This is a genomic window from Aliiroseovarius subalbicans (assembly GCF_022678625.1).
Taxonomy (GTDB): domain Bacteria; phylum Pseudomonadota; class Alphaproteobacteria; order Rhodobacterales; family Rhodobacteraceae; genus Aliiroseovarius_A; species Aliiroseovarius_A subalbicans.
Genome location: NZ_JALBYQ010000001.1, coordinates 1,376,046 through 1,402,736, shown reverse-complemented (window position 1 = coordinate 1,402,736; position 26,691 = coordinate 1,376,046). Strand labels below are relative to the sequence as shown.

Here is a 26,691-nt window from a genome sequence, read left to right as displayed (position 1 = left end):
TGCCCCCAAATTGGGGGCGCTATTGGGGGCACCAGTGATGTGGTCGCTTCAAGGATGCCCCCAATGCCGCTTACCGACGTCAAGATCAAGAACCTGAAAGCCAGGGATAAACCCTACAAGATCGCCGACTTTGCTGGGCTCTATATAGAAGTACGCCCCACTGGATCACGGTTGTGGCGGTTGAAGTACCGTTTTGAGGGTCGTGAGAAGCGATTGTCGTTTGGGGCGTATCCGGCTGTGTCACTTGCCGAAGCACGCACCGCCCGGGATGCGGCCAAATCCTTGTTGTCGAAGGGCGTTGATCCCGGGAAGATGAAGCAGCAGGAGAAACGGGCAAAACGGGCTGTCGTCGAGCACAGCTTTGAGCACCTTGCGAACGCATTCCTGGCAAAGGGCGCGGCGGAGGGGCGTGCGAAGGCAACCCAAACAAAAAACGAGTGGTTGTTGTCCAAAGCCAAATCCGATTTTGGACACCACGCAATTAATGAGATTACGGCCCCTATGATCCTCGACTGTCTGCGCAAAGTTGAAGCAAAGGGGAACTATGAAACTGCCCAAAGGCTGCGTGCCAAGATAAGTGCGGTTTTTCGTTTCGCCGTGGCGAGTGGCATTGCGGACGCCGATCCGGCACACGCATTGCGTGATGCTTTGATTAGGCCTACACCAAAACCGCGCGCTGCAATCCTTGACGCAAAGTCGCTTGGGGGCTTGCTACGGGCTATCGACGGTTTTGAAGGGCAACGCACAACCCGGATCGCTTTGCATCTACAGTCACTTCTTGCGCAAAGGCCGGGGGAGTTGCGTCACGCAGAATGGACCGAATTCAACTTCGTCGAAGCGATCTGGTCCATTCCTGCCGAACGAATGAAAATGCGCCGCCCGCACTTAGTGCCTCTCTCGAAACAGGCTCTTGCTCATTTGGATGAACTACGCAGGATCACTGGGAATGGTCGCTTTCTCTTCCCGAGTTTGCGTTCGTTTCATCGTCCGATGTCTGAAAACACCTTGAACGCAGCTTTGCGCCGCCTGGGATACTCCAGTGACGAAATGACCGCGCATGGGTTTCGCGCGAGCTTCTCAACGCTGGCCAACGAAAGCGGTCTTTGGAATCCGGATGCAATCGAACGCGCCCTTGCGCATGTCGAAAAGAACGAGGTGCGCCGCGCCTATGCACGGGGGGAGCATTGGGAGGAACGGGTGAGGTTGGCTGACTGGTGGGCTGGATTTTTGGATGAGGTGCGGTCAAGTTAGGCCCGTCTCAACTTGGTGTCAGTTTCAGATGTCCTATAACGAAAAAGAAAAGATGGTCCGGCGCGCCGTGAAGCAACACTTTGTTGAATGGGCCTATGTGGAAGTGGATGAGTGGCAACTTGTTCTTGGTGACAAGTTTAGCGCAGAGGTTGAACGCGTTGTTCATGCGCGCGATGCGCAGGTTAAGGTTTTTGAAGGATACTTCGGGAGCTTCGATGCCGCCAATCTTCGTGCAGCTCTCGGTGAGCAAGAAGTCGAAGGTTTTGGCCTACGTGAGACCGAAATAGAAGATCTCCGTAAGAAAGCACGTAACGCACTTGCGCCGTACAACAGATTTACTCTCACAGCGCTAGGAGCGCGGCCAGATGACGTCGCCGACTACAAAACGTGGAGCCTGAGAGACAGCTACAATGCCCCAGAACTTACCTGGCTTTCCATTGGTCTCGAACCGTCTGACGACCTTGAGGGTGGGTCAGGGCGACTGGGTTCGAAGTCGAACAGGATTGACCCTTTCGTTGCTAAGGAAAGGCAAAAGCGCCTTGAGATCATCTATTGCTCTAAGAAATTGGGAATTCACTACAATTCCAGCAGGAGGGCATCAGCCCAGGATGCTTGGGAGTGGATAAAGTCTATAGATTTAAGAACTCCAAGCGGCTTTCGAACGATGCTGGAAACATCGGGAAGGCGTGTTGCGGAGTTTAACTCAAATGGGTCTCTCTCGACTCCGCCGTTGAAAAAAGAAGACGCCAAGATAGATCCCCGCGCCGTCCGCTCAATTTCCAAACTGATCGCTGCTATGGCGAAAGACGGGTACGGTTGGAACCACAAAGACCTGAGAAGCCCAATTCCGGGTGAACTTGAAAGCCTGTGCGATCAGCTCGGTGTGCCTGTCAGTCGGGAAACCATCCTGAAGTACATGAGAATGGGAGCGACGTTCTTCCCAGGGGAGACTGACTAATCGTACTGCGATTAGTGGCCGTTTTTCTTAGTGTTTTTAATGGCGTTCTTTCCTTGGATTGGCTTAGGGCCTGATCGCACCAAATCAATTTAGATCATGTCACCCTTGTGAGCATCGCAGCACACGAGGCAACATGATGACACACAAATCCAGCTTCCCAGAAACCGGCCTGGTTCGTCTCTCGCAAATACTTGCCCCGACGGGTCCGATCCCGGTTTCCAAATCAACATGGTGGCAGGGCGTCAAGGATAAACGGTTCCCCCAACCCCAAAAACTTGGTCCGCGCACGACTGTTTGGAAAGTCGAAGACATCCGCGCCCTGTTTGAAGGGCAAGCCGATGAGTAAGCGCGTGAATCCTATGGCGATCAAAATGGCGCTCACATACGAAGTGTCCGAAGCCGCCGCCGCGCTAGGCGTCAGCGTGGCAACGATCCGCAATTGGGTAAGGGATGGTTTGCCGATCATGGCGACAAAGAAGCCCTTCCTGATTTCGGGTGCGGAACTGCGCGACTATCTGCGCGCCAAGAACGAAGCCTCAAAGAGACCGCTCAACGAAAATGAGCTGACCTGTTTCGGTTGCAGGGCAGGGCGCAAGCCTTTGGCGATGGCCGTGGCCTGTTTGCCCAACACCTCAAAGACATCGCGCCTTGTCGGGGAGTGTGAGCAATGCGGCGGTGCTGCAAGCCGCCTGATTTCGAACAAACGCCGGGATGAGTTCGCTGCGACATTCCATTTCAAGACAGGCGCGCACAACGAGGCCTAATAGATACCCCCGTTCACCGCCTGATTTACCACTTACAAAGGAGCGCCCGGACATGCGCAAAATCAACGAAGAAAACGAGCGGATCAAACGCCGCTACTTGCAATATCTGAAGGCTGCCAAACGCAAGGACGCCAGCACGGTGCAGAAGGCCGCTGAAGGCATTCTGAGGTTCGAGGCCAGCGTGAACTACAGCAGCTTCAAGAAGTTCCAAATTGAGCAGGCAGTGAAGTTTCACGACAGGTTGAATGCCGAAATCAGCAAGGCTACAGGCAAACCGTTGTCGAAATCCACGATCCGCACAGTGTTGGCCGCCAACAGGGGCTTCATTTTCTGGCTGGCTGATCAAAGCGGATACAAGAGCCGTATCCGCCATTCTGATGCCGACTACTTCAACATGGATGCGAAAGGTGCTCGGGTTGCCAGTGCGTCACGGGAAACGCCGTATCCTTCCATGGAAATGGCCCGTCACGCATTTAATATCATGCCTGAGGCTTCCGAATTGGACATGCGCAACAAAGCCGTGTTTGCCTTCCTGATGCTGACTGGTGCGCGTGACGGCGCTGTCGCGTCGCTCCGCCTCAAGCATATCAATATGATCGACGGGTGCGTGTATCAGGACGCACGCGACGTGCGAACCAAGAATGCCAAGACGTTCACAACCTATTTCCTACCTGTCGATCCGGGATACCTGACCTGTTTCACCGCATGGGTCGCCTTTTTGAAGACTGAAAAGCTCTTCGGACCGGATGATCCGCTGTTTCCACCGGCGCTGATTAAACCCGTTGACGGGGAATTCAAAGTCGTGGGTCTCCAGCGGGATACCTACAAAAATGCCAATGCAATCCGAGCCTTGGTGAAAGAGGCCTTCAGTCGCGCTGATCTTCCCCAGTTCACCCCCCATGCATTCCGGAAAACCCTCGTCAAATGGGCAGACACCCAGTATCCGACCCGCGAGGCGTTCAAAGCATTTTCGCAGAACATCGGGCACACGAGTGTTATCACAACGGTCAGTGCATATTGCCCGGTTTCCGTCGAGCGTCAGGCGGAACTGATAAAGTACGCAGGGCAGCCTTGATTCCCACGGAAACGGCCTTGTAGGCGGCGACTGCGCCCCAAATGACGTGCGGGACGAAATTCCCGTTCGGATCGTTTAGGTTCGCCGGATCATTCAAGCTGTAGGCATAGCCGCCGTTAGTGCGTTTCGCAACGAATGACTGCTCCGAGCCCATTGTGTGAATTCTGTTTCTGTGCGGCATAGGCCTGCAGCGTGGAGAATGCTGCGTCAGCGAAAATCCCGATGCCGCCGCGCTGCGGGCGATGCGGTCATTCGTACAGGTCGCAGCATAGAACAGATGCCAAAATTCCACATCACAGTAAAAGTGCCTTTAGCTGCAACGGTGCCGATGCCTGCCTTTAAAGCCTTCGATGCACAAATGGAGATCAGTCCTAGCTTTGATCCATACAAATACACCAAAAGGAACCGAGGTTGCCTTCGTTCGGATATCCCCTGACTGGTGTCCCTTGGGAACGCGGGTAGCTTTATGCGGTTCGGGCCCTTGCTCCGAACCGACGGTTGTAGAGGGTTCGGTAGGCCTCGGCAGATGCAGGCAAATGGGCGCGAACCGCCGCGACAAGCGCGTCTTGTGACGTGCCACGCAGCGCCGCGATGATGTCAAAGTGCTGGCTGACAATTTGCTTCATATGGGTTTCATCCTCGTATTTGACGACGCGAATAGGCTGCGCCGCGCGGGCATGTTTGCTGATCAGTTCAGCAAGGCGTGGGTTGCCGCAACAGGAATACTGCACTTCGTGAAACTCTTGATTGAGCCAAAAGACCGCCCGAAAGTCGTGCTCGTTGACCGCCTTTTCATGACGACGCGCAACGTCATCTAACCTCTCTGCAATCTCGGGATCGCAGGGGAGGTTAGTGCGTTCCGCGGCGGCTGTTTCGAGGATGATGCGCACGTCGTAAAGGGCGTCGACCTCATCAGGGGTGAAATCCACCACTTCGACACCACGATTGGGACGCCGCACAAGAAGACCACGGGCTTCAAGCTCGGCGAAAGCATTTCGGACGGCGTGCCGTTTCGCCCCGTAATCTTCCATGACGCGGTCTTCGATGATTCTCGCACCTGGCGGATACACCCCGAAAATAACGTCGTTCTCGAGTTCTTGTGTCAGCGGATCAGCCATTCTGATCACTCCGTTTCTTTCAATAAAGTCATTCTAACAGGTCAGAAAAATCTGTCCATTCTGTATTATCAATAATTTTATTGACGAAACTGACGGTCTGCGTCTAAGCTAATCGGAGTTTAGGGAGGAAACCATGAAAACACTTGCCAGTGCGATTGCGATCGCAGCATCACTTTACGGCGCACAGGCCTTCGCGTGGGAGGCCACTGAAGGTCGACCCTTCGAAGGGCAGACCGTGAATGTCCTTGCAGTTAAGTCCAGCCAGTTCGAAGCCCACGAGGCGCGGCTGGCCGAATTTGAAGAAGCGACCGGCATCGACGTTGTCTACGATTATGTGCCTTTCCCAAACATGAAAGAAGCCCTCACAACTGAGATGGTTGCAGGCGGCGACTATGATGTCGTGTCGGTGATGGATCAGTGGGTTCATTCGCTTCAGATGCTCATGCAGCCGATTGGGCCGGGCATTGAGGCTCAGGGCACCGACCTGAGCGATTTTCCAGCCGCACACATGCGCCATGGCATGCTGAACGGCGAATTGATCGGACTGCCCGTGCGTGGCCATGTTCAGTTGATGTTCTATCGCACGGACATCCTTGAAGCGGCCGGCGTCACGCCACCACAAACGTGGGAAGACATGGTCACAGCAGCGAAAGCCATTCAGGAGAATACCGACGCCGCTGGCGTGGCTCTGCCCTATGGCAAGCTCAATGGTCAGAACCTGATGGTTTGGATGAACCTGCTTTGGGGCAATGGTGGCGATCTGTTTGATGCAGACGGCAATGCGATCTTCAATTCCGAAGCTGGCGTTGCCGCAACTGAGACCTACATCAGCTACCTGACCGAGGAAGAAATCGTGCCTGCGGGTTCTGCCGTGTTTGTGGAGCAAGACGCCGTGACCAGCTTTAAGCAGGGCAACTCGGCGATGCTTCCTGTCTGGTGGTGGGTGCGCTCACAGCTGAGTGATCCTGAGCAATCCACGCTGACGGCTGACCAGATCGGATTCACAGCCCTGCCATCGGTCACCGGTGCAGATCGCACAACTTTCACCAACACGTGGATCTTTGGTGTGACGGCCGAGTCCGACAACAAGGACGCAGCCACCGAATTCCTTGGTTGGTTGACAGACCCGGCGCTTGAGCGTGACGTGCTCATGGACCCTGATCTGTCCGAGGTTGTTGCCGTTCACATGTCCAACCTGACCGACGCGGAAGTCAATGAGCGCTGGGGCGGCATGCACCAAGCGGCGGCTGATGCTCTGGCGACGGCAGACGGTGTGGAGTTCGGCGACAACTGGCCGCGCATTGTTCTGATCCTTGAGACGGCAATCTCAAGCCTCGCCTCTGGCGAAGCGACAGATGTGCAGGCCGTCCTGGACACCGCCGCCGAGGATATCGCGGCGATCCGTTAACCTCCCGAGGGCTGGGCGGCATCTGTCGCCCGGCCCATTTCATTTCCAAAGACGTGATGAGGTGTCCCCGTGAAAGATCGGCTACTTCCATATTGGTTATTGATCCCGGCCTTCATCATTGTGTTGGCAACGACGATCTACCCGCTCGCCTATTCCTTCATCACATCGTTTCGCGCGTGGGACCTAACCAAAAGCCGTCGGCCCGAGGGGTTTGTCGGCCTCGACAACTACATTTACGCCGCAAGCGAAAGTCAATTTCTGAACTCGCTCTGGGTGACATTCATATTCGTCATCACCAGCGTGATCCTGACCGTGATCTTGGCCATGGCGCTGGCGCTTCTGCTGCGCCGCAAAGGGCCAATGCATACGTTCACGCGCATTATTCTGATCCTGCCCTTTGCCATGAGCCCAGCCCTAATCGGCGTCAGCTACCGCTTTATGTTCAACCCGGAATTCGGCGTGATCGCCAATGGCCTGGGCGCTGTGTTCCCCGCATTGCAAGGGGTGCCTTGGCTCGCTGATCCGCAACTGGCAATGGGCATTCTGGTGTTGACAGATGTTTGGCACTGGACCCCCTACATGACCTTTATGTGCCTTGGTGGACTTGCATCCATCCCGCGCGAAACCGAAGAAGCGGCGCGCATTGATGGTGCATCCAACCTGCGTATCATCTTTGGCATCATTCTACCGCAGATGCGCGGTGTGATCCTTGTGATGGCGGTTCTAAAAACCATTTTCGCGCTGAAAATGTTTGACCAAGTCGTAACCCTGACGGGCGGTGGCCCCGGCACATCAACAGAAACGCTCGCCTATTTCATCTTCAACGTTGGCTTCCGCTGGTTCGACATGGGCTATGCCTCTGCACTGGCGTGGATCCTGACAGCGATCATGATGTTTATCTCAATCTGGTATGTCCGCATGCTGCTGAGCGAAAGAAAGATGGCAACCGCATGAGAAAGACACTTTCATATCTGGCCGAACGAGCGCTCCTTGTCCTCATTTCCATCGTAGTTCTGTTCCCGATTGCATGGATGTTCTTGACGGCCTTCAAACAACCGCGCGACGCCTATTCCTTGTCGCTGAACTTCGAGCCCACTTTGCAGAACTTCGTTACCGTGTTCTCTGATCCTTGGAACCTCGGTTCGATGGTTATGAATTCGGTGATCGTTGCGACTGTCACGGTGGCAATAGCGGTGCCCTGTGCCGCATTGGCGGCCTATTCATTCTCTCGTTTTCGGGTGAAGGGACGCAAGTTCCTGTTCTTCCTGATTCTGTCCACCCAGTTCATCCCCGCCGTGGTCATCGTGCTGCCGTTCTTCTTGATGTTCCGCCAACTTGATATGTTGGATACACGCTTTGCGCTGATCATCGTGAACCTCGCCATCGTGACGCCCTTCGTGATCTGGATGATCAAAGGCTTCATCGACGCGATCCCTACCGACAGCGAAGAAGCCGCAATGATTGATGGCGCGTCGCGCCTGCGGGTCATCAAGGACATTGTCATGCCTATGGCCGCACCGGGCATCATGACCTCTTCGATCTTTTGTTTCATCCTGACGTGGAACGAATTTCTTTTCGCCCTGATCCTGTCGCGCCGCGATGCGGTCACTTTACCAGTGGGCCTTGTCAGCTTCCGCACCGAACGCGGCGATCTTTGGGAATTGATGAGCGCTGCAGGCGTTATGATTACCGTGCCGATCTTTATCATGGCCCTGTTCATCCAGAAACACTTTACGCGCGGCATGACGGCCGGCGCCGTCAAATAAAGGAACGCGATCATGGCCGAAGTCCGTCTTGTCGATATCGAAAAGAAATATGGCAATTTCCTTGCCGTCCCCAAGCAAAGCCTGACCATCCATGACGGTGAATTCCTCGTGCTGCTCGGCCCCTCTGGCTGTGGCAAGACCACGACCATGCGCATGATCGCAGGGCTTGAGGACATCACCTCGGGCGACATCATGATCAAAGGCGAGCGGATCAACGACAAACCGCCCAAAGACCGCGACATCGCGATGGTTTTCCAGAACTACGGCCTTTATCCCCATATGACTGTGCGTCAGAACATCGAATATCCGCTCAAATTGCGCGGTATGCCGAAGGCCGATCGCAAGGACCGCGTCCGCGAAACCGCTGAAAAGGTCGAACTGGACGCGCTTCTTGAACGCCGCCCCTCCGAGTTGTCCGGCGGCCAACGCCAGCGCGTCGCCCTTGCCCGCGCTATCGTGCGCACGCCCAGCATCTTCCTGATGGACGAACCGCTTTCCAATCTGGACGCCAAACTGCGCGTCACCATGCGGGCCGAACTCAAACACCTGCACCATGAATTGGGTGTCACCACCGTTTACGTGACCCACGACCAGATGGAGGCGATGACCCTTGCCAATCGTGTTGCGGTGATGCGTGAAGGCAAGATCGTCCAACTGGATACACCCAAGAAAATCTATGCAGAACCCGCTGATCTCTTTGTTGCAGGCTTTATCGGATCGCCTTCGATGAACCTGATTGACGGGGCCGTCAAAGATGGGGTGTTCCGCGCCGACGGTGTTGAGGTGCCCGTCGATCTGGCGGATCATGATGGTGTGGTTCTGGGCATTCGCCCAGAGGAACTCGACATTACACAAGACCCAGGCGCTGCGATCAGCGGCAAGCTTTATGCGCTCGAGTTGACGGGCGAATCCACCTTGGTGACTTTGCGCAACGGGCCATCCTCGGTCTGCGCACGCGGCCATGCGGATTTTGAGGCTGACATCGACTCCCCCTGCCATCTTGCGCCCAAAGAGGGCGCCCGCATCCACCTGTTTGACCGCGCAACGGGCGAACGGCTCCTCTAAGAAAAGGAAACCAAATGACGACCCCCATCACTCAAAACATCGCCGACGCCCGCCACATCAAGCGCGATGATTATGTATCCTGCACCGTGGCCTTTATCGACTGCAAAAAGCCTGGTTCGGACACCAAGGAAAACTATTCTATCATCGGCCCCGGTGTGACGTCGTCGGACGATCAGGTAATCAACCTGCCAGAAGCGCATGGCTTCAACATCGGCGCGGCTGCCATGCCACACGGCATCACCAACAACTTGCATATCCACTTCACAGCAGAGGTTTTCATCGTTCAGGCGGGCGAATGGACGTTCCGCTGGGGCTCGAACGGAGAAAACGAAGTCACAGGCCGCAAGGGGGATATCGTCTCGGTGCCGACGTGGATTTTTCGCGGGTTCACGAACACTGGTCCCGATGATGGCTGGTTGTTCACCATACTGGGAGGCGACAACACCGGCGGCGTGATTTTCCACCCCGAAATTATCCGCGAAGCCGCCGACTACGGCCTCTATATCTCCTCGGAAAACCGCCTCATCGACACCTCGCGTGGGGATGAAGTGCCCCCCGAAAGCGGCCGCATCCCGCCCTTGCCCGACGAAGACGTCGCCGCACTTCGTAATGTGTCGCGTAATGAAATGATGTCGCGCATCGTCGCCGCTGACGCGCGCGATTTCCGGCCCGCTTTTATTGACCAATCCCTCCCCACAGGCGGTGCCCAGATCGCTCCTGTGATCGGGCACGGCATGACGCAGAACCGCGATCACGCGGCCCCAATCACTAACCCCCATGGCTTTTCCGCCGAATGGCTGCGCATCGAGCCGGGCCAGTCCGTCGGCCCGTTCCTGTTGGACGAGAAGATGGTGCTGATGATGCACGAGGGCCAAGCCCGGCTTGACTATACCGATGGTGACGCGTCCGTCACCTTGAACGCTTGGGACACATACTCGGTCCCCGGCGGTGCGAATCGCACCCTGACGGCCACGGGCGACACGCCCGTCGAGGCACTTGTCGTCCTGAGTGGCGATCACCGCAAACGCCCTGTGTTCGCCGCTGAAGTGCTCGATGCCGCGCAAGATGCTGGGCTTGGCCTTGATGCAGGGGGCTTTGTTGCAAAGGCCAGCCTTTTGCCAATCTACGGGCGGGCGGGTTAATGCGCGCCAACTCCGTCCGGACCCGTCTCGCAGCCTCTGAAATCGTAGTAAATGGCTGGTTGTCGATAGCGTCTTCCTACTCGGCCGAAGGCGTAGGCCACAGCGGTGTGCATGCGGTGACCGTCGATTTGCAACATGGCATGCTGGGCTTTTCGGACGCACTGGCGATGATGCAGGCCATCTCGGCCACGCCCGCCACGCCTATGGTCCGCGTGCCCGAGCTTAATCCGGCGAAGATCATGCACCTCTTGGATGCAGGGGCCTACGGTATCATCTGCCCGATGATCTCGACGCCGGAACAAACCAAAACGCTGATTGATGCCTGCCGCTACCCGCCCCTTGGCAACCGCAGCTTCGGCCCCTCACGCGGGCTGCTTTATGGCGGGCCAGACTATGTGGCGCAGGCGAATGAGACTGTGATGGCCATCCCGATGATCGAAACCGCTGAAGCGGTCGAGCGCATCGAAGATATCCTCGATGTCGACGGCGTCGATATGGTCTATATCGGCCCCAACGATCTGGCGTTTGAACTGGATGGTCATTCTGGCCATCCCCGCCCGAAATCCGAGGCTGCCTTGCTTCATGTGCTGGCCGCAGCCACCAAACGCGGCATTCCCGCCGGCATTTTCTGCGGATCGGGTGAAGAGGCGCGCACCCGTATCGAACAGGGCTTCCGCCTTGTGACACCCGGTAATGATTTTGCCCATCTGACCCGCAGCATGCGCGAGGCTGTGCGCGTCACCCTTGAAGACACGAGCAGAGAAATCGTCGCCCAAGATGGTTACTGACGGATTATCAGACAAGCCGTGGCTGCTGGTGCCCGGCACGCTGTGCACAGGGGCCGTGTTTGACGGATTTCTGAATGCCCTCGGTGTTGCCGACGGCGAGCGCACCTACGTGACGCTGGACCGCCCTTCGGTGGACGACTACCGCGCCGATTTCGAAGGCCTTGCCGACGACACGATCATTTGCGGCTTTTCCCTTGGGGCGATCGTGGCGGCCCATTTTGCAGACAGCATAACCGCAGACCGACTGATCTTCTTCGGCCTCAATCCTTACGCTGATGACCCCGCCAAGGCCCCGTCGCGTCACGCTTTGGCGCAGGATGTCGCCGCCCAAGGCGGCGCTGCGGCCCTGCGGACCCGACTGCCGGATGTTTTCGGCCCCGATCCCGATGCTACACGGACCGCGATCTGCCAGATGGCTGACGAAAGCGCGCCCCTCATCAGCGCGCAAACCCAACTGGCCCTCAGCCGATCCGGCGCGCTGCCCGCCTTGAAACGGGCCGCGATACCGGTCCTGACCGCGACTGGCACACAGGATCAAGCCGCACTGCCCGACCAAGGACGCGCCGCAGCGCAAAGCGCTCCAAACGGGCAGTTTTGCGAGTTGGTGGGCTTGGGGCACTTTGCCCTGATGGAAAATCCTGACGTCTGCGCCACAGTGGTGCGAAACTGGCACGAGGCACGACATGAACACATCTGACATCTCCGCGCTTATCGACCGACTGCACGGTTGCGACACGCCCACAGTCTGCAACGCGATCGAAGTCGCGCAAGCCAGGCGTGGATTTGCGGAATTTACCCATCGCACTGTCGTCTGGGCAGGGAACGACGACGCTCGGATTGTGGGCTTCGCACGCACCGCGCGCATCACGGGCACCATGCCCCCTTCAGAACCACCCGACGAAATTCGCGCGCGACGCATGGCCTATTTCGAGGCGATGAACGCAGGCCCGCGCCCCGGCGTGGCCGTGATCGAGGACGCTGACGGGGACGCCGCCATTGGTGCATGGTGGGGCGAGGTCCACGCGCAGGTCCACAAAGGTGTGTTCGGCCTAAGCGGGGCCGTCACCAACGGGGTGGTGCGCGATCTGGGTGATATGCCCGACAGTTTCCCGGTGCTGGCCGGATCAGTCGGCCCCAGCCACGCGTTTGTACACGTGCAAGACATCGGCATCCCCGTCTCCATCTTTGGCATGACCGTCGCTGAAGGCGACTTGATCCATGCGGACCGCCACGGCGCTGTCTGCATCCCCGCCGATGTGATCCCGAAGCTGAACGCCGCCCTCGATCGGCTTTTTGCGGCCGAAGCCGTCGTTCTAGACCCGTTGAAAGACGGGCCTATTGATTTTGAAACCTTTAAGACCCTCTGGGCCGGTTTTGAGAAGGCACGCACATGAGCGGAACCATTCTGGGCTGCATCGCCGATGATTTCACCGGCGCGACAGACATCGCGGGCCTTCTGGCGCGCAGCGGTGTGCGGGTATCCCTACGTATTGGTGTGCCCAACACCCAGCCCAACGACACCAGCGCGTTTGAGGTCATTGCGTTGAAATCCCGCACCGCCCCCGTGCAGGAGGCGATTGACGAAACTCGCGCGGCGCTTGCATGGTTGCAAGATGCGGGCGCGCGTCGTTTCTTCTGGAAATATTGCTCTACTTTTGACAGCACCGAAGAGGGCAATATCGGCCCCGTGGCCGAAGCACTTATGGAGGACCTCGGCACAGATCAAACCATCTATTGTCCGGCCTTTCCCGAAAACGGACGCTCCATCTTCATGGGCAACCTTTTTGTCGGCCAACAGCCGCTTGCTGAAAGCCCGATGAAGGACCACCCGCTGACCCCTATGCGCGATAGCAATTTGATGCGCCTTTTGGCCCCGCAAGTGCAGGGTCAGGTCGGCCTGATTGACCGCCTGACAGTGGCCCAAGGGGCGCAGGCCTTGCAGGACGCCCTTGTGCAGCACCGCGCCGAGGGGATCGCCCATGTTGTCGTTGATGCTGTCGCCAACAGTGACCTTGTGACCATTGCGACCGCCTGCCGTGACATGTCGCTGATGACCGGTGGCTCTGCTGTGGCGATGCCGCTGCCCGCCCTCTATCTGGCCGACGGGCTGCTTTCGGAAGATGCGCCCAAACAACCGCGCCATCGCATCCCTAAAGCTACAATCGTTTTGTCCGGTAGCTGCTCGGCCATGACAAACGCCCAAGTGGCATCCTACATCGCCACGGGCGCGCCGTCCTATCAACTCGATCCGCTGACACTGGCAAACCACGGCACCCAAGACGTGCTTGATTGGCTTGCGAAACAGGATCTGGCGCAGGCCCCGCTCATCTATGCCACCGCGGACCCGGCCAGCGTGAAGGCCGCGCAGGCCAGGATCGGAGTAGCGGAAGTCGGCGCACTGATCGAAAACACCCTCGCCGATTGCGCCACTGCTGCCCGTGACGCAGGCGCGCGCCGCATCATCGTGGCGGGTGGCGAAACCTCGGGCGCCGTCACCAAGGCACTGGGGGTGGCCCAGCTCGACATAGGCACCGAAATCGCGCCCGGCATACCATGGACCTATTGCATCTCGGATGGCGCGCAGATCGCTCTGGCCCTCAAATCCGGCAACTTTGGCCGCGAAGACTTCTTCACCGATGCACAGGCGAAACTGGACAGCCGATGACCGCCGAAACCAATTTGCGCGAAAATATCTGCCTCTTGGCGAAATCCATGTTTGACCGTGGCTTGACGGGCGGCAGCACCGGAAACATATCCGCGCGCACGCCTGACGGCGGGCTGCTTGTCTCGCCCACTGGCACCAGCTTTGGCCGCCTTGACCCCGCAAAGCTCAGCCGCTTTAACGCGCAAGGGGCGTTGATCGACGGTGATCCACCGACCAAGGAAATGCCTCTACATACTGCTTTTTATGACACCCGTTCCACAGCGGGGGCCGTGGTGCATTTGCACTCATGTCACTCCGTAGCGCTGTCGATGATGCCCGACGCGAATGAGGATGATTTCCTGCCCCACCTTACCCCCTATGCGATCATGAAACTGGGGCGCGTTAAACTCTTGCCGTTCTTTCTGCCCGGCGATCCGGCAATGGGCGACGCGGTGCGCGGACTGGCCGGAAAACGCTCTGCGGTGATGTTGGCCAATCATGGCCCTGTGGTGGCCGGCAAGGATATCGAAGCCGCCTGCAACGCCATCGAAGAACTCGAAGACACCGCACGCTTGGCGATGATGACACGCGGCATGTCTCCACGCGGGCTTTCTGAGACGGATGTGGAGCGGCTTGTGACAACGTTCAACGTGGAGTGGGAGGCATGAGGTTTTCTGCCAACTTGGGCTTCCTGTGGGCAGAATTACCACTCCCCGATGCCATCCGAGCGGCAAAAACCGCAGGCTTTGATGCTGTCGAATGTCATTGGCCCTTTGCCACACCCGCGGCGGACGTGCGCGCCGCGCTAGATGAAACCGGCCTGCAAATGCTCGGCCTGAACACGGCGCGCGGCGACGTAACGGCAGGTGAAAACGGCCTTGCCGCACTGCCTGAACGTGTCGACGACGCTCACGCCGTAATTGACGAAGCGATTTCATACGCCAGCGCCATAGGGTGCAAAGCAGTGCACGTCATGGCCGGGTTTTCAAGTGGTCCGGAGGCCCGCAAGGCTTTTGTCGCCAATCTAGGGTACGCCTGCGCCCATGCCGCGCCGCACGGGATCACAATCCTGATTGAACCGCTGAATCGCTATGACGCACCGGGATATTTCCTGACGACGACGGCGCAGGCCGTCGATCTGATCGACGCCGTGCATGCGCCCAATCTCAAACTCATGTTCGACTGCTACCATGTGCAACTGATGGAGGGTGATCTGACCCACAAACTGGAAGTCCTGATGCCCTACATCGGGCATATCCAGTTTGCATCGGTCCCAGATCGCGGGCCGCCCTATACCGGAGAGGTGAACTATGACCACATCTTCAATGTGATCGGCTCGCTTGGTTACAACAAGCCTTTGGGGGCAGAATATAAGCCAAAGTTGCCAACTGATGAGACTTTGTTTTGGTTGCCCAGACGTTGACCTCGTCCAAACTGGCGAGTGGGTGCCTTTTGCCGGTTCAACAGCCAAAGCGATAGACATCGACCCTGCAACCATTTTTGACCTGAGACGCCACTCGGTGCAGCATACGGTTACTCGGCGCCTGCCAGCCCCGACCACAGATCGGCGTAAGCCCTCAGTCTGTCCAAAGGCAATTTTGTTTCGACTTGGTCAAGCTCAGGTGGAAACTCATCATCGCTGAACAACATGGCCGCGCCGATGCTCGTTCCCGTGACGGCTGCGTTCGTGAGAACCGGGCGTGCCGTGACGGCATGCAGCATGGCGAGGTATTCGGGGTTTCTTGCGAAAGGGCCTTCCACGATCGTGGGGCCGGCCCCCCCGACGAGTTTCAGGCAGGTGCCTGTCATCAGAGCGAGGTAGAACGAGAGTGCGGCCGAGCGTTGGCCAGATCCCGCCTTCGGTTCACCGCTGTGCCATTGCATTTGACGCCCCTGAAACGGCCCTGCACCGATTTCAACCGATGGCAAGAGCATGCAGTCCCCGTCCAGCACTGCCATCAAGTCTTGTTCCGTTGGGTCGACCTGTTGGCCTTGCTGAATCACTTCATACTCACGTCCGCCCATGAAGCGCGCGCTGGCCACCGCTTGTTCGCGCGCGTTGACGTTGACGAGGGTATCACGGGCTGGATCGAGTGTAGCCGCCCCGCCCGCTTTCATTGACATCACGATCACCCAAGTCCCCGTCGACACAACAGAGGCTGGCCCGTTCTGCGAAACAACGTGCGGATAGAGCGAGGCGTTAGAGTCGTGGATGCCGACGCAAACAGGCGTGTCGGGCACAAGGCCGGTGGCCTTTGCAATCTCTGGCAAAATCGGACCCAAGATGTCGCTGGGGCGACGAACGGGTGCGATTTTGTCGCGAACACCGAGCTTTGCCGGCAGGTCCGAGAACGTCCCTTTATGAGGGTTCCACAGATCTGTATGGCAGCCGATGGATGTGACATCCGTCGCGGTCACGCCCGTCAGGCGATGCCCCCAGTATTGCGGGTAGGTCACGATTTGGGCGGTGCGTTCTTTGAGCGTTGGATCGGTGGTAAAAAGCCAATGCAGTTGCGCGCCAATGTTCAGGCCACCCGCAAGCTTGGGCGATCCGGTCTGGGCAAAGTCGGGTTTGATCGCATCGTAAGCATCAACGACCTCAGCGGGGTAGGTGTGCTCGTAGTCCAGAATGGGCGCAGCCAGTGCGCCTGTGGAATCGAGCAGCGCGGTACAGGCGCCGTGGGTCGTCACGGAAATCGCGTCGACACGGTGATCGCGGTGGAACTGCGCCAAAGCATCCAGAAGGAATGCCCAGTGCCCATCGACGTCATAATGCGGATATGGGGGGGTGGGTTGTACGATGTTCGGGCGCGTGACAACGGCCATTTCTGTCAGGCTCGACAAATCGACCAGCGCGAGCTTCGCGTTGGTCTTACCGATATCGATGACAGCAATGTGGCGCGGCGCGGTCATGGCAAGTGAAACAGCGGTGTGAGGGGCACGGAGACGGGCGAGTTATCCTCGTTCGTTTCCATGATGTCCCCCATATAGGCCCACCATTTCTGCATGACAGGATGGTCGGGCAACGCTTCCATAATATGATCGTCCGTGCGGGTCAGGAAGCCAATGAGGTGGCGCGTTTCCTCGTCCAGATGGATCGAATAGTCGCTGACACCGGCATCGTGAAGCAAGTCAACAAGCTCGGGCCAAATCGCATCATGCCGACGCTTGTATTCCGCAGCCATCCCATCGTTCAGCCGCATGCGAAAGACGTATCGCTCGCTCATGACGTGCGCCGTGCGGCAGCCATCGCCCAAAGGCGCGGCAGGGCAATGACCCCGATCAAAAGCAGGCCAATAAAGATCGACATCACGATACCGGGAACGTTCAAGAGGCCGAGCCCGAACGTGACCAACCCCATCACGAATGCAGCGATGACCACACCTGGGATCGTGCCAGACCCACCAAGGATATTGACGCCGCCAAGGACAACCATTGTTACAACCTCAAGCTCCATCCCCGTCGCGATGCTGGGCCGCGTCGACCCAAGGCGCGACGTCAGGCAGACCGCTGCGATGCCGGACATCAGGCCCGTCAGCAGGAACAGGATGAACTTGACGCGTTGCACACGAATGCCGCTGAACAATGCACCGGTGGGGTTGTTGCCGATGGCATATACGGCACGGCCAAAGTTGGTCTTGTGCAAAAGCACGCCGTAGATAATCGCGATGATAACGAAGAGCAGCATTTCGACCGTGAAGACCCAATAGATGTAGCCTTGTCCGAACCATGAAAAGCTGGATGGATATCCACGGAATGCATCATCGCCAAGGATGATGAAACTGATGCCGCGGAACAGGCTCATGGTGCCAATTGTCACTACGATTGACGGCAAGCCGAGCACCGTGACGAAGAACCCGTTAAATGCACCGCAGAGCACACCTACCGTCAAACCGATGATAACAAGCTCCGGCGTGCCTGCCCCGTATTGAAGAGCAAGGCCCATCGCCGTGCTTGCCAGCGCGATGATGGATGCGACAGACAGGTCAATTTCGCCTGAGATGATCAGCAGCGCCATTGCGAAGGCGATCATTGCCTTTTCAGTGAAGTTGAATGTCGCATCAGACAGGTTCCACGCGCTCAGGAAATAGGGAGAGGCAAAGCTGTTGATCACGAATATCGCAATGGCCACGGCCAGCAACAAGGCCTCCCAACTCTTGAAGATCCGCGTCGCGCGGCTGTTCAGGCGGTCGGGGACATGGCGGGTTTGGGTTGCATCCGTCATTGGGTGGCCTCCGCAGTCTTAAGGATGATGCGGCCCTTAGTGCGGCCCGCTCGCGCATTGAAGGCGACGGCGATCAGGATCGCGCTGCCAGAGATGGCGAGCTGCCAGAAAGGCGAGATATTCACGACCGGAAGTGCATTCTTGACGACGCCAAGGAAGATCGCGCCCAGCACCGCGCCGCCGACTGACCCGACCCCACCAGCGATGGAGATGCCACCGATGACGCAGGCGGCCACGACCTCAAGCTCGAACCCGCCCGCGATATCGACATAGGCCACCGCAAATCGCGACACCCAGAGGTATCCGGTCAGGCCGGCCAAAGCGCCGGATACGACGAAGGCCCAGAACTGTGTCTTGCCAACGTCAATACCCGTGTATACGGCAGCATGTGGGTTGCCACCAACTGCGAAAATGGAGCGCCCGAACTGTGTGCGCGCCATCATGATCCCAAACAGGATGATCGTGATGATCGCGGCCCATGACAACACGGGCAGGCCCAGCAGAACCATGCGCGGGAAGTCGGTGAAGGCGGGTGACATTTCGTGGGAATTCACCCACTTGCCGTCAGAGATCAAAAAGATAATGCCGCGGAAGATGGTCATCGTGCCGAGCGTCACAACGATAGGAGGGATGGCGAGTTTCCAGACCAGCACGCCGTTGATCGCACCCATGATCGCACCCAGTAGAACAGCAATCGCGATAATCACAGGGATCGGCAGGCCAGGCATCGCGACATTGATCATCGCCACGGCCATACCCGTAAGTGCGAGGTTCGCGGCGACCGACAAGTCAATACAGCGGGTCAGGATCACGACCATTTGTCCAAGCGCGAGGATGATCAACGGGGCTGTATCGTTGAACACATTGGCCAGATTTGAGGGGGCGACAAAGCCTGCGAAGCGAGATGAAACCAGAAGGAGGAGCACCAAAATGGCGGCCCCCAAGATCGTTTCGCGCACTGGGATAAGACGGGTCATGCTGCGGCCCCTTCGGTTGGTGATGTAATCCCCGCGGCGTGGCGCACGAGGGTTTCAGGGGACAGTTCGTCTTTCGTCAGTTCGGCGGCGATACGTCCGTCACGCATGACGATAACACGATCTGACATGCCGATGATTTCGGGGATTTCAGAGCTGACCATGATGACAGACAGGCCCTGCGCGGCCAGTTCGGACATGAATTCATGCACGGCCGCCTTGGATCCGATGTCGATACCCTTGGTGGGTTCGTCCAAGATGATCACCTGAGGCTGGGTCGCCAGCCATTTGGCAATGACGACCTTTTGCTGATTTCCGCCTGACAGATTGCCGACGTCTTGATCAAGAGATGCCGCCCGGAGGTCCAGCCGCTGCGAATACTCGCGTGCAAGTTTGAATTCTTCGGCGAGCTTCAAGAAGCCACTTCGGGATGTCTTGCTCAAGGACGGCAAGGTAATATTTTGGAAGATGGGCAAACCAATGACCGCACCCTGTTTGCCGCGATCCTCTGGGACATAGACGATCCCGTTGGATACCGCGTCCGCCGGAGACCGGATCACCTTGATGTCGCCATTGACCCGGCACACTCCTTTGGAGGGTTTGGTGATCCCGAACAGGGCTTGCATGAACTCGGATCGGCCAGCGCCAACGAGGCCATAGAAGCCGAGGATTTCGCCCTTGTTGAGGCTGAAATTGATGTCGGCGAATTCGGTCGGATGTTCATATCCCACGACTTTCAGGACTTCGTCGCCAATGTCGTGGTCGCTTTGCGGGAAAATCTGATCGACGGATCGTCCGACCATCATCGTCACAAGATCGCCTTCGGAGATGTCGTCGATCCTGCCATCGCCAACAAAGGCGCCATCGCGAAACACGGTGTAACGGTCGGCGATGCGGAAGATCTCATCGAACTTGTGGCTGATGAACAGGATCGCTTTGCCTTGTGACTTCAAAGTTTCGACCAGCTCATACAGCTCTTCGATTTCTTTGTGGGAGAGGGCCGCAGTTGGCTCGTCCATGATGACCACGCGCGCGTCCACAGATAAAGCGCGGGCAATCGCCACGAGGTGTTTGTTGGCAATACCTAAGTCGCGCAAATGGGTGTGGGAACTGAAGGGCGCGCCAATGTGGGCCAGCAGCTTGGCGGCCGAGCGGTGCATTTGCGCGGTATCAATAAGACCGAACCGCATGCGAGGGGCGTGGCCGATGTAAATGTTCTCTGCCACGGAAAGCTCATCGAACAGAACGGTCTCTTGATGGATGGCCGTGATGCCCGCTTTTGCGGCGTCATTCGGGGAGGCAAAGGAAATAGAGTCGCCGTCGATGCGGATTGTGCCGCCGTTCGGCTGGTAGATGCCTGTCAGGATTTTAACGGTCGTGGATTTTCCGGCGCCGTTCTCACCGACTAGCGCGGTCACTTGTCCCGGATAAAGGTTCAGTTTGACCTCATCCAGGGCCTTAACCCCGGGAAATGTCTTGGTGATCATGTCCATCGAGACCATAGGGGACACGTCAGGCGATATGGGGGGCGCGGGGCGAGTCGACATCCGAACACTCTCTCAGGATTGGGGATTGGGGTAATACGGCCCGACGCAAGTGGAGCGCCGGACCAAGCTAGGGAGAAGCTTTAGAAGATCGACTTGAACTGGTCGATGTTGCTTGCGTCGTAGACGAACGGGTCCGCCATCGCGCCTTCGCTGTTTTCATCCAGCGTCAGGCTGCCCATGCGGCCCATTGGCACTTCGGCACCTGCGGTGGCTTCGACACCGTTCTGGCTCAGCTCATAAGCGAGCATCGTCGCGGAATAGCCCAGATCAATCGGGTTCCAGATGGCAAAGGACTGCGAGGCGCCGGATTCAATGGCACCCGCCATTTCAGACGGCAGACCAAGGCCGGTGACATTCACTTCCCCGACCTTACCAGCGTCCACGACAGCCTGTGCCGCAGCCACGATACCAACAGAAGTCGGCGCAATGATCGCGTCCAGATCAGGATAGGACTGCATCAGACCTGTCGCTTCGCGGTAGGATTTGTCGGCGAGGTCATCACCGTAGACCGTAGCGACAACGTCGATGCCTGGGTAGTCGCCCATGACGGCCATCATCTCGTCGATCCAGATGTTCTGGTTTGTCGATGTGGTTGTTGCAGAAAGCAGAGCCACTTCACCGCCATCTGGCAGATGATCGGCCGCCAGCTTGATGATCATATTGCCGATCAGCGGATTGGAAGATGGGTTCAGGTGCAACTGACGGCCTTCGGGGGCCACGCCGGAATCCCAGCTGATCACCGTGATACCGCGCTGCATGGCGCGCTGCAGGGCGGGGACCAATGCGTCTGTATCGTTTGCTGAAATCGCAATCGCGTCGACCTGCTGTGCGATAAGGGCGTTGATCACCTCGATCTGGCCTTCGGCGGTTGTATCGGTTGGGCCGGTATAAATAATCTCGACATTGCCAAGCTCTGCTGCGGCTTCTTTTGCGCCTTCTGCGGCGGCTTCAAAGAACCCAATTCCGAGCGCCTTGACGACCAGCGCGATGCGCACATCATCTTGAGCAAATGCTGGCGTGGCGATCATCGCGGCGGCCATTGCAGCAGATGCTGCCAGTTTCTTCAGTACACTCATGGTTTCCTCCCTGGAGTGGTTGTGGTCAGGCTGGCAGAGTCGCCACCCCCTCTTTCTGCGCAGCGCTAGAGGGCACCACGATCAGTGTCACATCCGCCGATTCCAACATGGCCGCAGTGCGGTCGTCGATCTTGTCGTCGGTGATGATTGTGTCGATCCGCTCAAGTGGGCACAGCACAAGGCTGGAGCGTTGTTCAAACTTGGTGCTGTCCACCAGAACGATCAATTCTTCGGCTTGGCCAATCAGCTTTTGTTCGGCCTGGATCAGCAATGGATCGCCTTCCATAAGGCCCAGCGGGCCGATGCCCTGCGCGCCCATGAACATCCGCTTGGCGTAGAAGTTGCGTGTCACGTCATTATCAAACGGCGACAGGATGATGTTTTGTTCGCGGTAAATGATCCCGCCTGACAACATCACCGTGTTTTGGGTGTTCTTCAGCAGATGTTCGGCGATCGGGAATGAATTGGTAAAGACCTGCATCCGTCGCGATGCCAGCGGGTGGACCATCTGAAAAGTTGTTGTACCGCCATTGATGATGATCGGCTCACCGTCTTCACATAGTTCGACAGCAGCGGCAGCAATCGCCTGCTTTTCAGCACTGTTCAGCGTCTCGTTAACGGAAAATGGTCGCCCGGCAAGGCCAACAAAAGGCGTCGTCGTCAGGGCTTCGGCACCACCGCGCACCCGGCGCAGCTGCTTTTTCTCGTCCAACGTATTGATGTCACGACGCACCGTCGCTTCGGATGCGCCAGTCAACGTGCACAGGTCAATGACAGTCACAAGTGAACGGTCTTGAACGGCAGATAGGATGACTCTGTGGCGATCGTTTTCGTGCATGGGGTGTCCCTTTGATTGCTCTGAACGTGGGGCGAATCGCGACAGTTTGTCAATCATTTTTTGTCATCTTCAATCATTCTGCGCTGCAGCATGATTGTTTATGACTGAAAATGATTGACTTGCTGACGCCCTGCCGTCACGTTGATTTCCAATAGTTAGTCCTAACCCGCCGTCCACGGAGACACACATGACCTCTTCCAAAAACAGACAACGTCTTGAAAATAAATGGGATGCCGCCCACGCCAGCAAGATGAGCGAGCCGGAGAAACTGTTGTACCGGTCAAATCTGCTGGGGTCGGACAAGAGAATCACCAACTACGGCGGCGGCAATACCTCTGCGAAGGTGATGCAAGATGATCCGTTGACGGGTGATGCGACGGAGGTGCTGTGGGTCAAAGGATCTGGTGGGGACGTTGGTTCGATCAAGATGGACGGTTTTTCAACGCTTTATATGGACAAGCTGAACGCCCTGCGGGGTTTGTATCGCGGAGTTGGGTTCGAAGACGAGATGGTCGCGTATCTCCCCCACTGCACGTTCAACCTGAACCCGCGTGCGGCGTCGATCGATACGCCGCTTCATGCTTATGTGCCAGCCAAACACGTGGATCACATGCACCCCGATGCGATCATCGCGATCGCAGCGGCCAAGGACAGCAAAGCGTTGACGCAGCAAATCTTCGGTGACAGCATCGGCTGGTTGCCGTGGAAGAAACCCGGTTACGAATTGGGCCTTTGGCTGTCGGATTTCTGCGAAAAGAACCCAGATGCTAAGGGCGTCGTTCTGGAAAGCCACGGGTTGTTCACCTGGGCCGATGACGCAAAGGACTGCTATGAGCTGACGCTGGACGTCATTCAGACGGCAATGGATTGGTTTGCCAAGGAAACCGCTGGCAAGGATGCGTTCGGCGGGGTGGTTCACGCCAGTCTTGATGCGGATACACGCCGCGCAACCGCCGCGCGCCTGATGCCTGCGATCCGTGGGTATGTGTCCGGCCAGCAGCATATGGTGGGCCACTTCACCGACAGCGACGCTGTTCTGGAGTTCGTCAACGCCAAAGACATGGAGCGGCTTGCCGCCCTGGGCACATCCTGCCCCGATCACTTCCTGCGCACGAAAATCTGCCCATTGGTGGTCGATTTTGATCCTGCGAAGCCGGACGTCGATGCAACTATCGCTGGCCTCGATGAGGCTATCGCCGAATACCGCGTCGGCTATCAAGCCTATTATGATCGCTGCAAACACGACGACAGCCCCGCCATCCGCGACCCCAACGCGGTGGTCTATCTGATCCCGGGCGTCGGCATGATTACCTTCGCTAAAGACAAAGCCACTGCACGTATTTCGGGTGAGTTCTATGTCAACGCCATCAACGTGATGCGCGGATCGGATGCTGTGTCGGAATATCAAGGCCTGCCCGAACAGGAAGCCTTCGACATCGAATACTGGCTTCTGGAAGAAGCCAAACTCCAGCGGATGCCTGCGCCGAAATCCATGGCTGGTCGTGTCGCATTGGTAACTGGAGGAGCCGGTGGGATCGGGGCTGCCACCGCAGAGAGATACTTGCGCGAAGGGGCCTGCGTAATGTTGGCCGATATTGATGATGCGGCCCTCGCCGAGGCTTTCGAAGGCCTCAGCGCGGAATACTCCGCAGACGTGGTGCGCACAGTCAACATGAACGTCACGAGCGAGGACGCCGTTGTATCGGCTTACAATGACGTCGCCGCTGAATTTGGTGGCGTCGATATCCTCGTTTCCAATGCGGGCATCGCCAGTTCCGCCCCCATTGAGGACACCAGCCTTGATCTTTGGAATAAGAACATGTCGATCCTTTCGACTGGCTATTTCCTTGTCAGCCGTGAGGCATTCAAGCTGTTCAAGGTTCAGGATATGGGCGGCGCGGTTGTGTTCGTGGCCTCTAAGAACGGTCTCGCTGCATCTCCCAATGCATCGGCCTATTGCACTGCAAAAGCGTCCGAGATTCACCTCGCACGGTGTCTTGCGCTGGAAGGCGCACCGATGGGAGTGCGGGTAAATGTCGTGAACCCTGATGCGGTTTTGAAGGGATCCAAAATCTGGCAGGGTGAATGGCTCGACCAGCGTGCAGGCACCTACGGAACCGACAAAGACGGGCTGGAAGAGATGTATCGCGATCGCTCCATGCTGAAGCGCTCTGTGCTGCCAGAAGACATCGCCGAAGCCGCCTATTTCCTTGCGTCCGATCTGTCGGCCAAATCCACGGGCAACATCATCAACGTCGATGCCGGCAACAAAGAAGCGTTCACGCGCTAAGGCGTCCAAGGGAGGACACGACATGAGCTATGACAGCGCGAAAGCCGCCTTTGCAGACTGGGGCGTAGATACTGAAACAGCACTAAACCGGCTGGCTGACATCCCGATCTCCATGCATTGCTGGCAAGGGGACGACGTCGTCGGGTTCGAGCAAAAAACCGGTAGTTCCGGCGGCGGCATTCAGGCCACAGGCAACCACCCCGGCCGTGCCCGCACGCCTGACGAATTACGCGCCGATCTTGAGTTTTCCTACTCCATGATCCCCGGTAAGCACCGGCTGAACCTGCATGCGTGCTACCTTGATACCGACCAGAACCCTGACCGGGACGAAATCGAGTACAGCCACTTCGCACCTTGGGTCGATTGGGCGAAGGACCAAGGCCTCGGCCTTGATTTCAACCCGACGTTTTTTGCCCACGAAAAGGCAGACGACAACCTGACGCTTAGCCATCCAGATCAGGGCATTCGCGATTTCTGGATCGAGCACGGCAAACGGTCACGCGATATTGCAGCCCAGATGGGTGCGGCCCTTGGCACGCCCTGCGTGAACAACATCTGGGTGCCCGATGGCTACAAAGACACGCCCGTTGACCGGATGGCACCGCGCCAGCGTTTGGAAGATTCGCTCGACGCGATGATGGCCACGCAACACGACAATGCGCAGATGCTGGATGCCGTCGAAAGCAAGTTATTCGGGATCGGCGTGGAAGCCTGCACTGTCGGCAGCCACGAATTCTACATGGGTTACGCGATCCGCAAAGAAACCTTGTTGTGCCTAGACATGGGGCATTTCCACCCGACAGAGAACGTTGCCGACAAACTGAGCTCGGTTGCATTGTCCGTCGATGAAATCCTACTCCACGTCAGCCGCCCCATGCGCTGGGACAGCGACCACGTGATCCTTTTGGACGACGCGATCTTGCAGATGGCCCAGGAACTGGTGAGCGCCGATCTATTAGGACGCACCCATATCGGGCTTGATTTCTTTGACGCAACGATCAGCCGGACAGCAGCTTGGGTCATCGGAACGCGCAACATGCAAAAGGCACTTTTGCGTGCGCTACTGGCCCCTTGGGATAGGCTGAAGTCAGCGGAAAACACCCTCGACTACACGTCCCGACTGGTTGTCACCGAAGAGGTCAAGGACTTGCCTTATGCAACCGTCTGGGCAGAGTTCTGCGAACGGTTGGGCGTCCCTTCCGGCCAATCTCTTGCCTCGGACCTTAACCGATACCAAGCAAGTGTCGCCGGTCGCGGCTGAGTATGCTGCAATGCAACGTGTTTGGCGATTTCGAGCGGCAGCTTTGGGTCGGGGAGCCGACAATCGAGACAAATCGTACTTCGGCAGCTTAGTCCCGCATAGCAGTCATGGGAATTTGGTGCGGCGAAGGTCTGCTGTGTGAGCCAAAGTGCCGATTTCTGCGCGATGCGCGGATGTCGGCTATCGGATGATGTTGCAACATTGGAAACTGGGCACACCTAGAGATACAGACGACCAAGCAGGCGTTCACGAGTAATTGGACGCAATGATACTCTCAACAAGGTTCGTTTTCTGGCAAATAGACTTTTCATTGGGGGCATTATTGGGGGCATTGCGGATTTCAGGAGATTTATTTGCAATGAACTACAGGCGTTTAGCTTTAGAATGTGGCTCCGCCCCCGGCACCATTTAAATCAAAAATTCAAAACAAGACTGGCTGTGAACACGCATTTGAATGTGCGTTTTCCCGCGCTCAAGATGACCCCCGGGACCAAATTCTAG

General features: G+C 57.3%; 27 protein-coding genes. 19 read left to right on the top strand and 8 right to left on the bottom strand.

Annotation, left to right across the window (positions count from 1 at the left end):
- Positions 1–63: 63 nt before the first annotated feature.
- The 6 genes from MN188_RS07040 (at position 64) to MN188_RS07015 (ending at position 4,484) form a co-directional block, all read left to right on the top strand.
- Positions 64–1,251: a tyrosine-type recombinase/integrase gene (locus tag MN188_RS07040; protein WP_242106970.1), complete on the top strand. Its 1,188-nt coding sequence runs from the start codon at positions 64–66 to the stop codon at positions 1,249–1,251.
- A gap of 28 nt (positions 1,252–1,279) precedes the next feature.
- A complete protein-coding gene (locus tag MN188_RS07035; protein ID WP_242106968.1) occupies positions 1,280–2,209 on the top strand; it encodes a hypothetical protein in 930 nt (309 codons plus the stop codon).
- Between the two features lie 136 nt (positions 2,210–2,345).
- Positions 2,346–2,555: a helix-turn-helix transcriptional regulator gene (locus tag MN188_RS07030; RefSeq protein ID WP_242106966.1), complete on the top strand. Its 210-nt coding sequence runs from the start codon at positions 2,346–2,348 to the stop codon at positions 2,553–2,555.
- Entirely contained in the window at positions 2,533–2,973 is a 441-nt protein-coding gene (locus MN188_RS07025; protein WP_242106964.1) for a helix-turn-helix domain-containing protein, read from the top strand. Before MN188_RS07030 ends, MN188_RS07025 begins: the two co-directional genes overlap by 23 nt.
- Before the next feature lie 52 nt (positions 2,974–3,025).
- The gene (locus MN188_RS07020) at positions 3,026–4,048 is read left to right on the top strand and encodes a site-specific integrase (protein WP_242106962.1); all 1,023 of its coding nucleotides are present in this window, start codon (positions 3,026–3,028) and stop codon (positions 4,046–4,048) included.
- 199 nt (positions 4,049–4,247) lie between these two features.
- Positions 4,248–4,484, top strand: a complete 237-nt coding sequence (locus MN188_RS07015) for a hypothetical protein (protein ID WP_242106960.1) — start codon at positions 4,248–4,250, stop codon at positions 4,482–4,484.
- A 28-nt stretch (positions 4,485–4,512) separates the two neighbouring features.
- Here MN188_RS07015 and MN188_RS07010 read toward each other — a convergent pair whose 3' ends face one another.
- The gene (locus MN188_RS07010) at positions 4,513–5,166 is read right to left on the bottom strand and encodes a GntR family transcriptional regulator (protein WP_242106958.1); all 654 of its coding nucleotides are present in this window, start codon (positions 5,164–5,166) and stop codon (positions 4,513–4,515) included.
- Positions 5,167–5,299: 133 nt separating this feature from the next.
- On the opposite strand from MN188_RS07010, the gene MN188_RS07005 reads away from it, so the two are divergent.
- The 11 genes from MN188_RS07005 to MN188_RS06955 all read left to right on the top strand — a co-directional run bounded on the left by MN188_RS07005 (position 5,300) and on the right by MN188_RS06955 (position 15,402).
- A complete protein-coding gene (locus MN188_RS07005; protein ID WP_242106956.1) occupies positions 5,300–6,574 on the top strand; it encodes an ABC transporter substrate-binding protein in 1,275 nt (424 codons plus the stop codon).
- 69 nt (positions 6,575–6,643) lie between these two features.
- Positions 6,644–7,528 carry a carbohydrate ABC transporter permease gene (locus MN188_RS07000; RefSeq protein ID WP_242106953.1) on the top strand — a complete coding sequence of 295 codons (885 nt, stop codon included), beginning with the start codon at positions 6,644–6,646 and terminating at the stop codon, positions 7,526–7,528.
- Positions 7,444–8,340, top strand: coding sequence for a carbohydrate ABC transporter permease (locus MN188_RS06995; protein WP_242106951.1), 897 nt, complete (start codon positions 7,444–7,446; stop codon positions 8,338–8,340). Before MN188_RS07000 ends, MN188_RS06995 begins: the two co-directional genes overlap by 85 nt.
- A 12-nt stretch (positions 8,341–8,352) precedes the next feature.
- Positions 8,353–9,405 (top strand): ABC transporter ATP-binding protein, encoded by a 1,053-nt coding sequence (locus tag MN188_RS06990; protein WP_242106950.1) that lies wholly within the window; start codon positions 8,353–8,355, stop codon positions 9,403–9,405.
- A 14-nt stretch (positions 9,406–9,419) separates the two neighbouring features.
- Positions 9,420–10,547: a cupin domain-containing protein gene (locus tag MN188_RS06985; RefSeq protein ID WP_242106948.1), complete on the top strand. Its 1,128-nt coding sequence runs from the start codon at positions 9,420–9,422 to the stop codon at positions 10,545–10,547.
- Positions 10,547–11,335 (top strand): HpcH/HpaI aldolase family protein, encoded by a 789-nt coding sequence (locus tag MN188_RS06980; RefSeq protein ID WP_242106946.1) that lies wholly within the window; start codon positions 10,547–10,549, stop codon positions 11,333–11,335. The genes MN188_RS06985 and MN188_RS06980 overlap by 1 nt, the downstream gene beginning before the upstream one ends.
- Positions 11,325–12,032, top strand: a complete 708-nt coding sequence (locus MN188_RS06975) for an alpha/beta fold hydrolase (RefSeq protein WP_242106944.1) — start codon at positions 11,325–11,327, stop codon at positions 12,030–12,032. Before MN188_RS06980 ends, MN188_RS06975 begins: the two co-directional genes overlap by 11 nt.
- Positions 12,019–12,729, top strand: coding sequence for an RraA family protein (locus tag MN188_RS06970; RefSeq protein WP_242106942.1), 711 nt, complete (start codon positions 12,019–12,021; stop codon positions 12,727–12,729). Before MN188_RS06975 ends, MN188_RS06970 begins: the two co-directional genes overlap by 14 nt.
- Positions 12,726–14,000: a 3-oxo-tetronate kinase gene (otnK, locus tag MN188_RS06965; protein ID WP_242106940.1), complete on the top strand. Its 1,275-nt coding sequence runs from the start codon at positions 12,726–12,728 to the stop codon at positions 13,998–14,000. The genes MN188_RS06970 and otnK overlap by 4 nt, the downstream gene beginning before the upstream one ends.
- Positions 13,997–14,647 carry a 3-oxo-tetronate 4-phosphate decarboxylase gene (gene otnC / locus MN188_RS06960; RefSeq protein WP_242106932.1) on the top strand — a complete coding sequence of 217 codons (651 nt, stop codon included), beginning with the start codon at positions 13,997–13,999 and terminating at the stop codon, positions 14,645–14,647. The genes otnK and otnC overlap by 4 nt, the downstream gene beginning before the upstream one ends.
- Entirely contained in the window at positions 14,644–15,402 is a 759-nt protein-coding gene (locus MN188_RS06955; protein ID WP_242106929.1) for a hydroxypyruvate isomerase family protein, read from the top strand. Before otnC ends, MN188_RS06955 begins: the two co-directional genes overlap by 4 nt.
- Positions 15,403–15,512: 110 nt before the next feature.
- Here MN188_RS06955 and MN188_RS06950 read toward each other — a convergent pair whose 3' ends face one another.
- From MN188_RS06950 to MN188_RS06920, 7 genes are all read right to left on the bottom strand, one after another.
- Positions 15,513–16,892, bottom strand: coding sequence for an FGGY-family carbohydrate kinase (locus MN188_RS06950; protein ID WP_242106927.1), 1,380 nt, complete (start codon positions 16,890–16,892; stop codon positions 15,513–15,515).
- Positions 16,889–17,206 (bottom strand): L-rhamnose mutarotase, encoded by a 318-nt coding sequence (gene rhaM, locus MN188_RS06945; protein WP_242106926.1) that lies wholly within the window; start codon positions 17,204–17,206, stop codon positions 16,889–16,891. The genes MN188_RS06950 and rhaM overlap by 4 nt, the downstream gene beginning before the upstream one ends.
- Positions 17,203–18,204, bottom strand: coding sequence for an ABC transporter permease (locus MN188_RS06940; protein ID WP_242106924.1), 1,002 nt, complete (start codon positions 18,202–18,204; stop codon positions 17,203–17,205). The genes rhaM and MN188_RS06940 overlap by 4 nt, the downstream gene beginning before the upstream one ends.
- Entirely contained in the window at positions 18,201–19,181 is a 981-nt protein-coding gene (locus MN188_RS06935) for an ABC transporter permease (protein WP_242106922.1), read from the bottom strand. The genes MN188_RS06940 and MN188_RS06935 overlap by 4 nt, the downstream gene beginning before the upstream one ends.
- Positions 19,178–20,725: a sugar ABC transporter ATP-binding protein gene (locus MN188_RS06930; RefSeq protein ID WP_242106920.1), complete on the bottom strand. Its 1,548-nt coding sequence runs from the start codon at positions 20,723–20,725 to the stop codon at positions 19,178–19,180. The genes MN188_RS06935 and MN188_RS06930 overlap by 4 nt, the downstream gene beginning before the upstream one ends.
- 80 nt (positions 20,726–20,805) lie before the next feature.
- Entirely contained in the window at positions 20,806–21,801 is a 996-nt protein-coding gene (rhaS, locus tag MN188_RS06925) for a rhamnose ABC transporter substrate-binding protein (protein ID WP_242106918.1), read from the bottom strand.
- 25 nt (positions 21,802–21,826) lie between these two features.
- Positions 21,827–22,639 (bottom strand): DeoR/GlpR family DNA-binding transcription regulator, encoded by an 813-nt coding sequence (locus MN188_RS06920; protein ID WP_242107472.1) that lies wholly within the window; start codon positions 22,637–22,639, stop codon positions 21,827–21,829.
- A 187-nt stretch (positions 22,640–22,826) separates the two neighbouring features.
- Here MN188_RS06920 and MN188_RS06915 point away from each other — a divergent pair, with 187 nt between their 5' ends.
- Both MN188_RS06915 and MN188_RS06910 read left to right on the top strand, forming a co-directional pair.
- Positions 22,827–24,929 carry a bifunctional rhamnulose-1-phosphate aldolase/short-chain dehydrogenase gene (locus MN188_RS06915; RefSeq protein ID WP_242106916.1) on the top strand — a complete coding sequence of 701 codons (2,103 nt, stop codon included), beginning with the start codon at positions 22,827–22,829 and terminating at the stop codon, positions 24,927–24,929.
- Between the two features lie 22 nt (positions 24,930–24,951).
- Positions 24,952–26,190: an L-rhamnose isomerase gene (locus MN188_RS06910; protein ID WP_242106914.1), complete on the top strand. Its 1,239-nt coding sequence runs from the start codon at positions 24,952–24,954 to the stop codon at positions 26,188–26,190.
- Positions 26,191–26,691: the final 501 nt, after the last annotated feature.

Coding starts and splice junctions, on each gene's coding strand:
- MN188_RS07040 (WP_242106970.1), top strand. CDS start 64: ATGCCGCTTACCGACGTCAAGATCAAGAACCTGAAAGCCAGGGATAAA.
- MN188_RS07035 (WP_242106968.1), top strand. CDS start 1,280: ATGTCCTATAACGAAAAAGAAAAGATGGTCCGGCGCGCCGTGAAGCAA.
- MN188_RS07030 (WP_242106966.1), top strand. CDS start 2,346: ATGACACACAAATCCAGCTTCCCAGAAACCGGCCTGGTTCGTCTCTCG.
- MN188_RS07020 (WP_242106962.1), top strand. CDS start 3,026: ATGCGCAAAATCAACGAAGAAAACGAGCGGATCAAACGCCGCTACTTG.
- MN188_RS07015 (WP_242106960.1), top strand. CDS start 4,248: ATGCTGCGTCAGCGAAAATCCCGATGCCGCCGCGCTGCGGGCGATGCG.
- MN188_RS07010 (WP_242106958.1), bottom strand. CDS start 5,166: ATGGCTGATCCGCTGACACAAGAACTCGAGAACGACGTTATTTTCGGG.
- MN188_RS07005 (WP_242106956.1), top strand. CDS start 5,300: ATGAAAACACTTGCCAGTGCGATTGCGATCGCAGCATCACTTTACGGC.
- MN188_RS06990 (WP_242106950.1), top strand. CDS start 8,353: ATGGCCGAAGTCCGTCTTGTCGATATCGAAAAGAAATATGGCAATTTC.
- MN188_RS06985 (WP_242106948.1), top strand. CDS start 9,420: ATGACGACCCCCATCACTCAAAACATCGCCGACGCCCGCCACATCAAG.
- MN188_RS06980 (WP_242106946.1), top strand. CDS start 10,547: ATGCGCGCCAACTCCGTCCGGACCCGTCTCGCAGCCTCTGAAATCGTA.
- MN188_RS06975 (WP_242106944.1), top strand. CDS start 11,325: ATGGTTACTGACGGATTATCAGACAAGCCGTGGCTGCTGGTGCCCGGC.
- MN188_RS06970 (WP_242106942.1), top strand. CDS start 12,019: ATGAACACATCTGACATCTCCGCGCTTATCGACCGACTGCACGGTTGC.
- otnK (WP_242106940.1), top strand. CDS start 12,726: ATGAGCGGAACCATTCTGGGCTGCATCGCCGATGATTTCACCGGCGCG.
- otnC (WP_242106932.1), top strand. CDS start 13,997: ATGACCGCCGAAACCAATTTGCGCGAAAATATCTGCCTCTTGGCGAAA.
- MN188_RS06955 (WP_242106929.1), top strand. CDS start 14,644: ATGAGGTTTTCTGCCAACTTGGGCTTCCTGTGGGCAGAATTACCACTC.
- MN188_RS06950 (WP_242106927.1), bottom strand. CDS start 16,892: ATGACCGCGCCGCGCCACATTGCTGTCATCGATATCGGTAAGACCAAC.
- rhaM (WP_242106926.1), bottom strand. CDS start 17,206: ATGAGCGAGCGATACGTCTTTCGCATGCGGCTGAACGATGGGATGGCT.
- MN188_RS06940 (WP_242106924.1), bottom strand. CDS start 18,204: ATGACGGATGCAACCCAAACCCGCCATGTCCCCGACCGCCTGAACAGC.
- MN188_RS06935 (WP_242106922.1), bottom strand. CDS start 19,181: ATGACCCGTCTTATCCCAGTGCGCGAAACGATCTTGGGGGCCGCCATT.
- MN188_RS06930 (WP_242106920.1), bottom strand. CDS start 20,725: ATGTCGACTCGCCCCGCGCCCCCCATATCGCCTGACGTGTCCCCTATG.
- rhaS (WP_242106918.1), bottom strand. CDS start 21,801: ATGAGTGTACTGAAGAAACTGGCAGCATCTGCTGCAATGGCCGCCGCG.
- MN188_RS06920 (WP_242107472.1), bottom strand. CDS start 22,639: ATGCACGAAAACGATCGCCACAGAGTCATCCTATCTGCCGTTCAAGAC.
- MN188_RS06915 (WP_242106916.1), top strand. CDS start 22,827: ATGACCTCTTCCAAAAACAGACAACGTCTTGAAAATAAATGGGATGCC.
- MN188_RS06910 (WP_242106914.1), top strand. CDS start 24,952: ATGAGCTATGACAGCGCGAAAGCCGCCTTTGCAGACTGGGGCGTAGAT.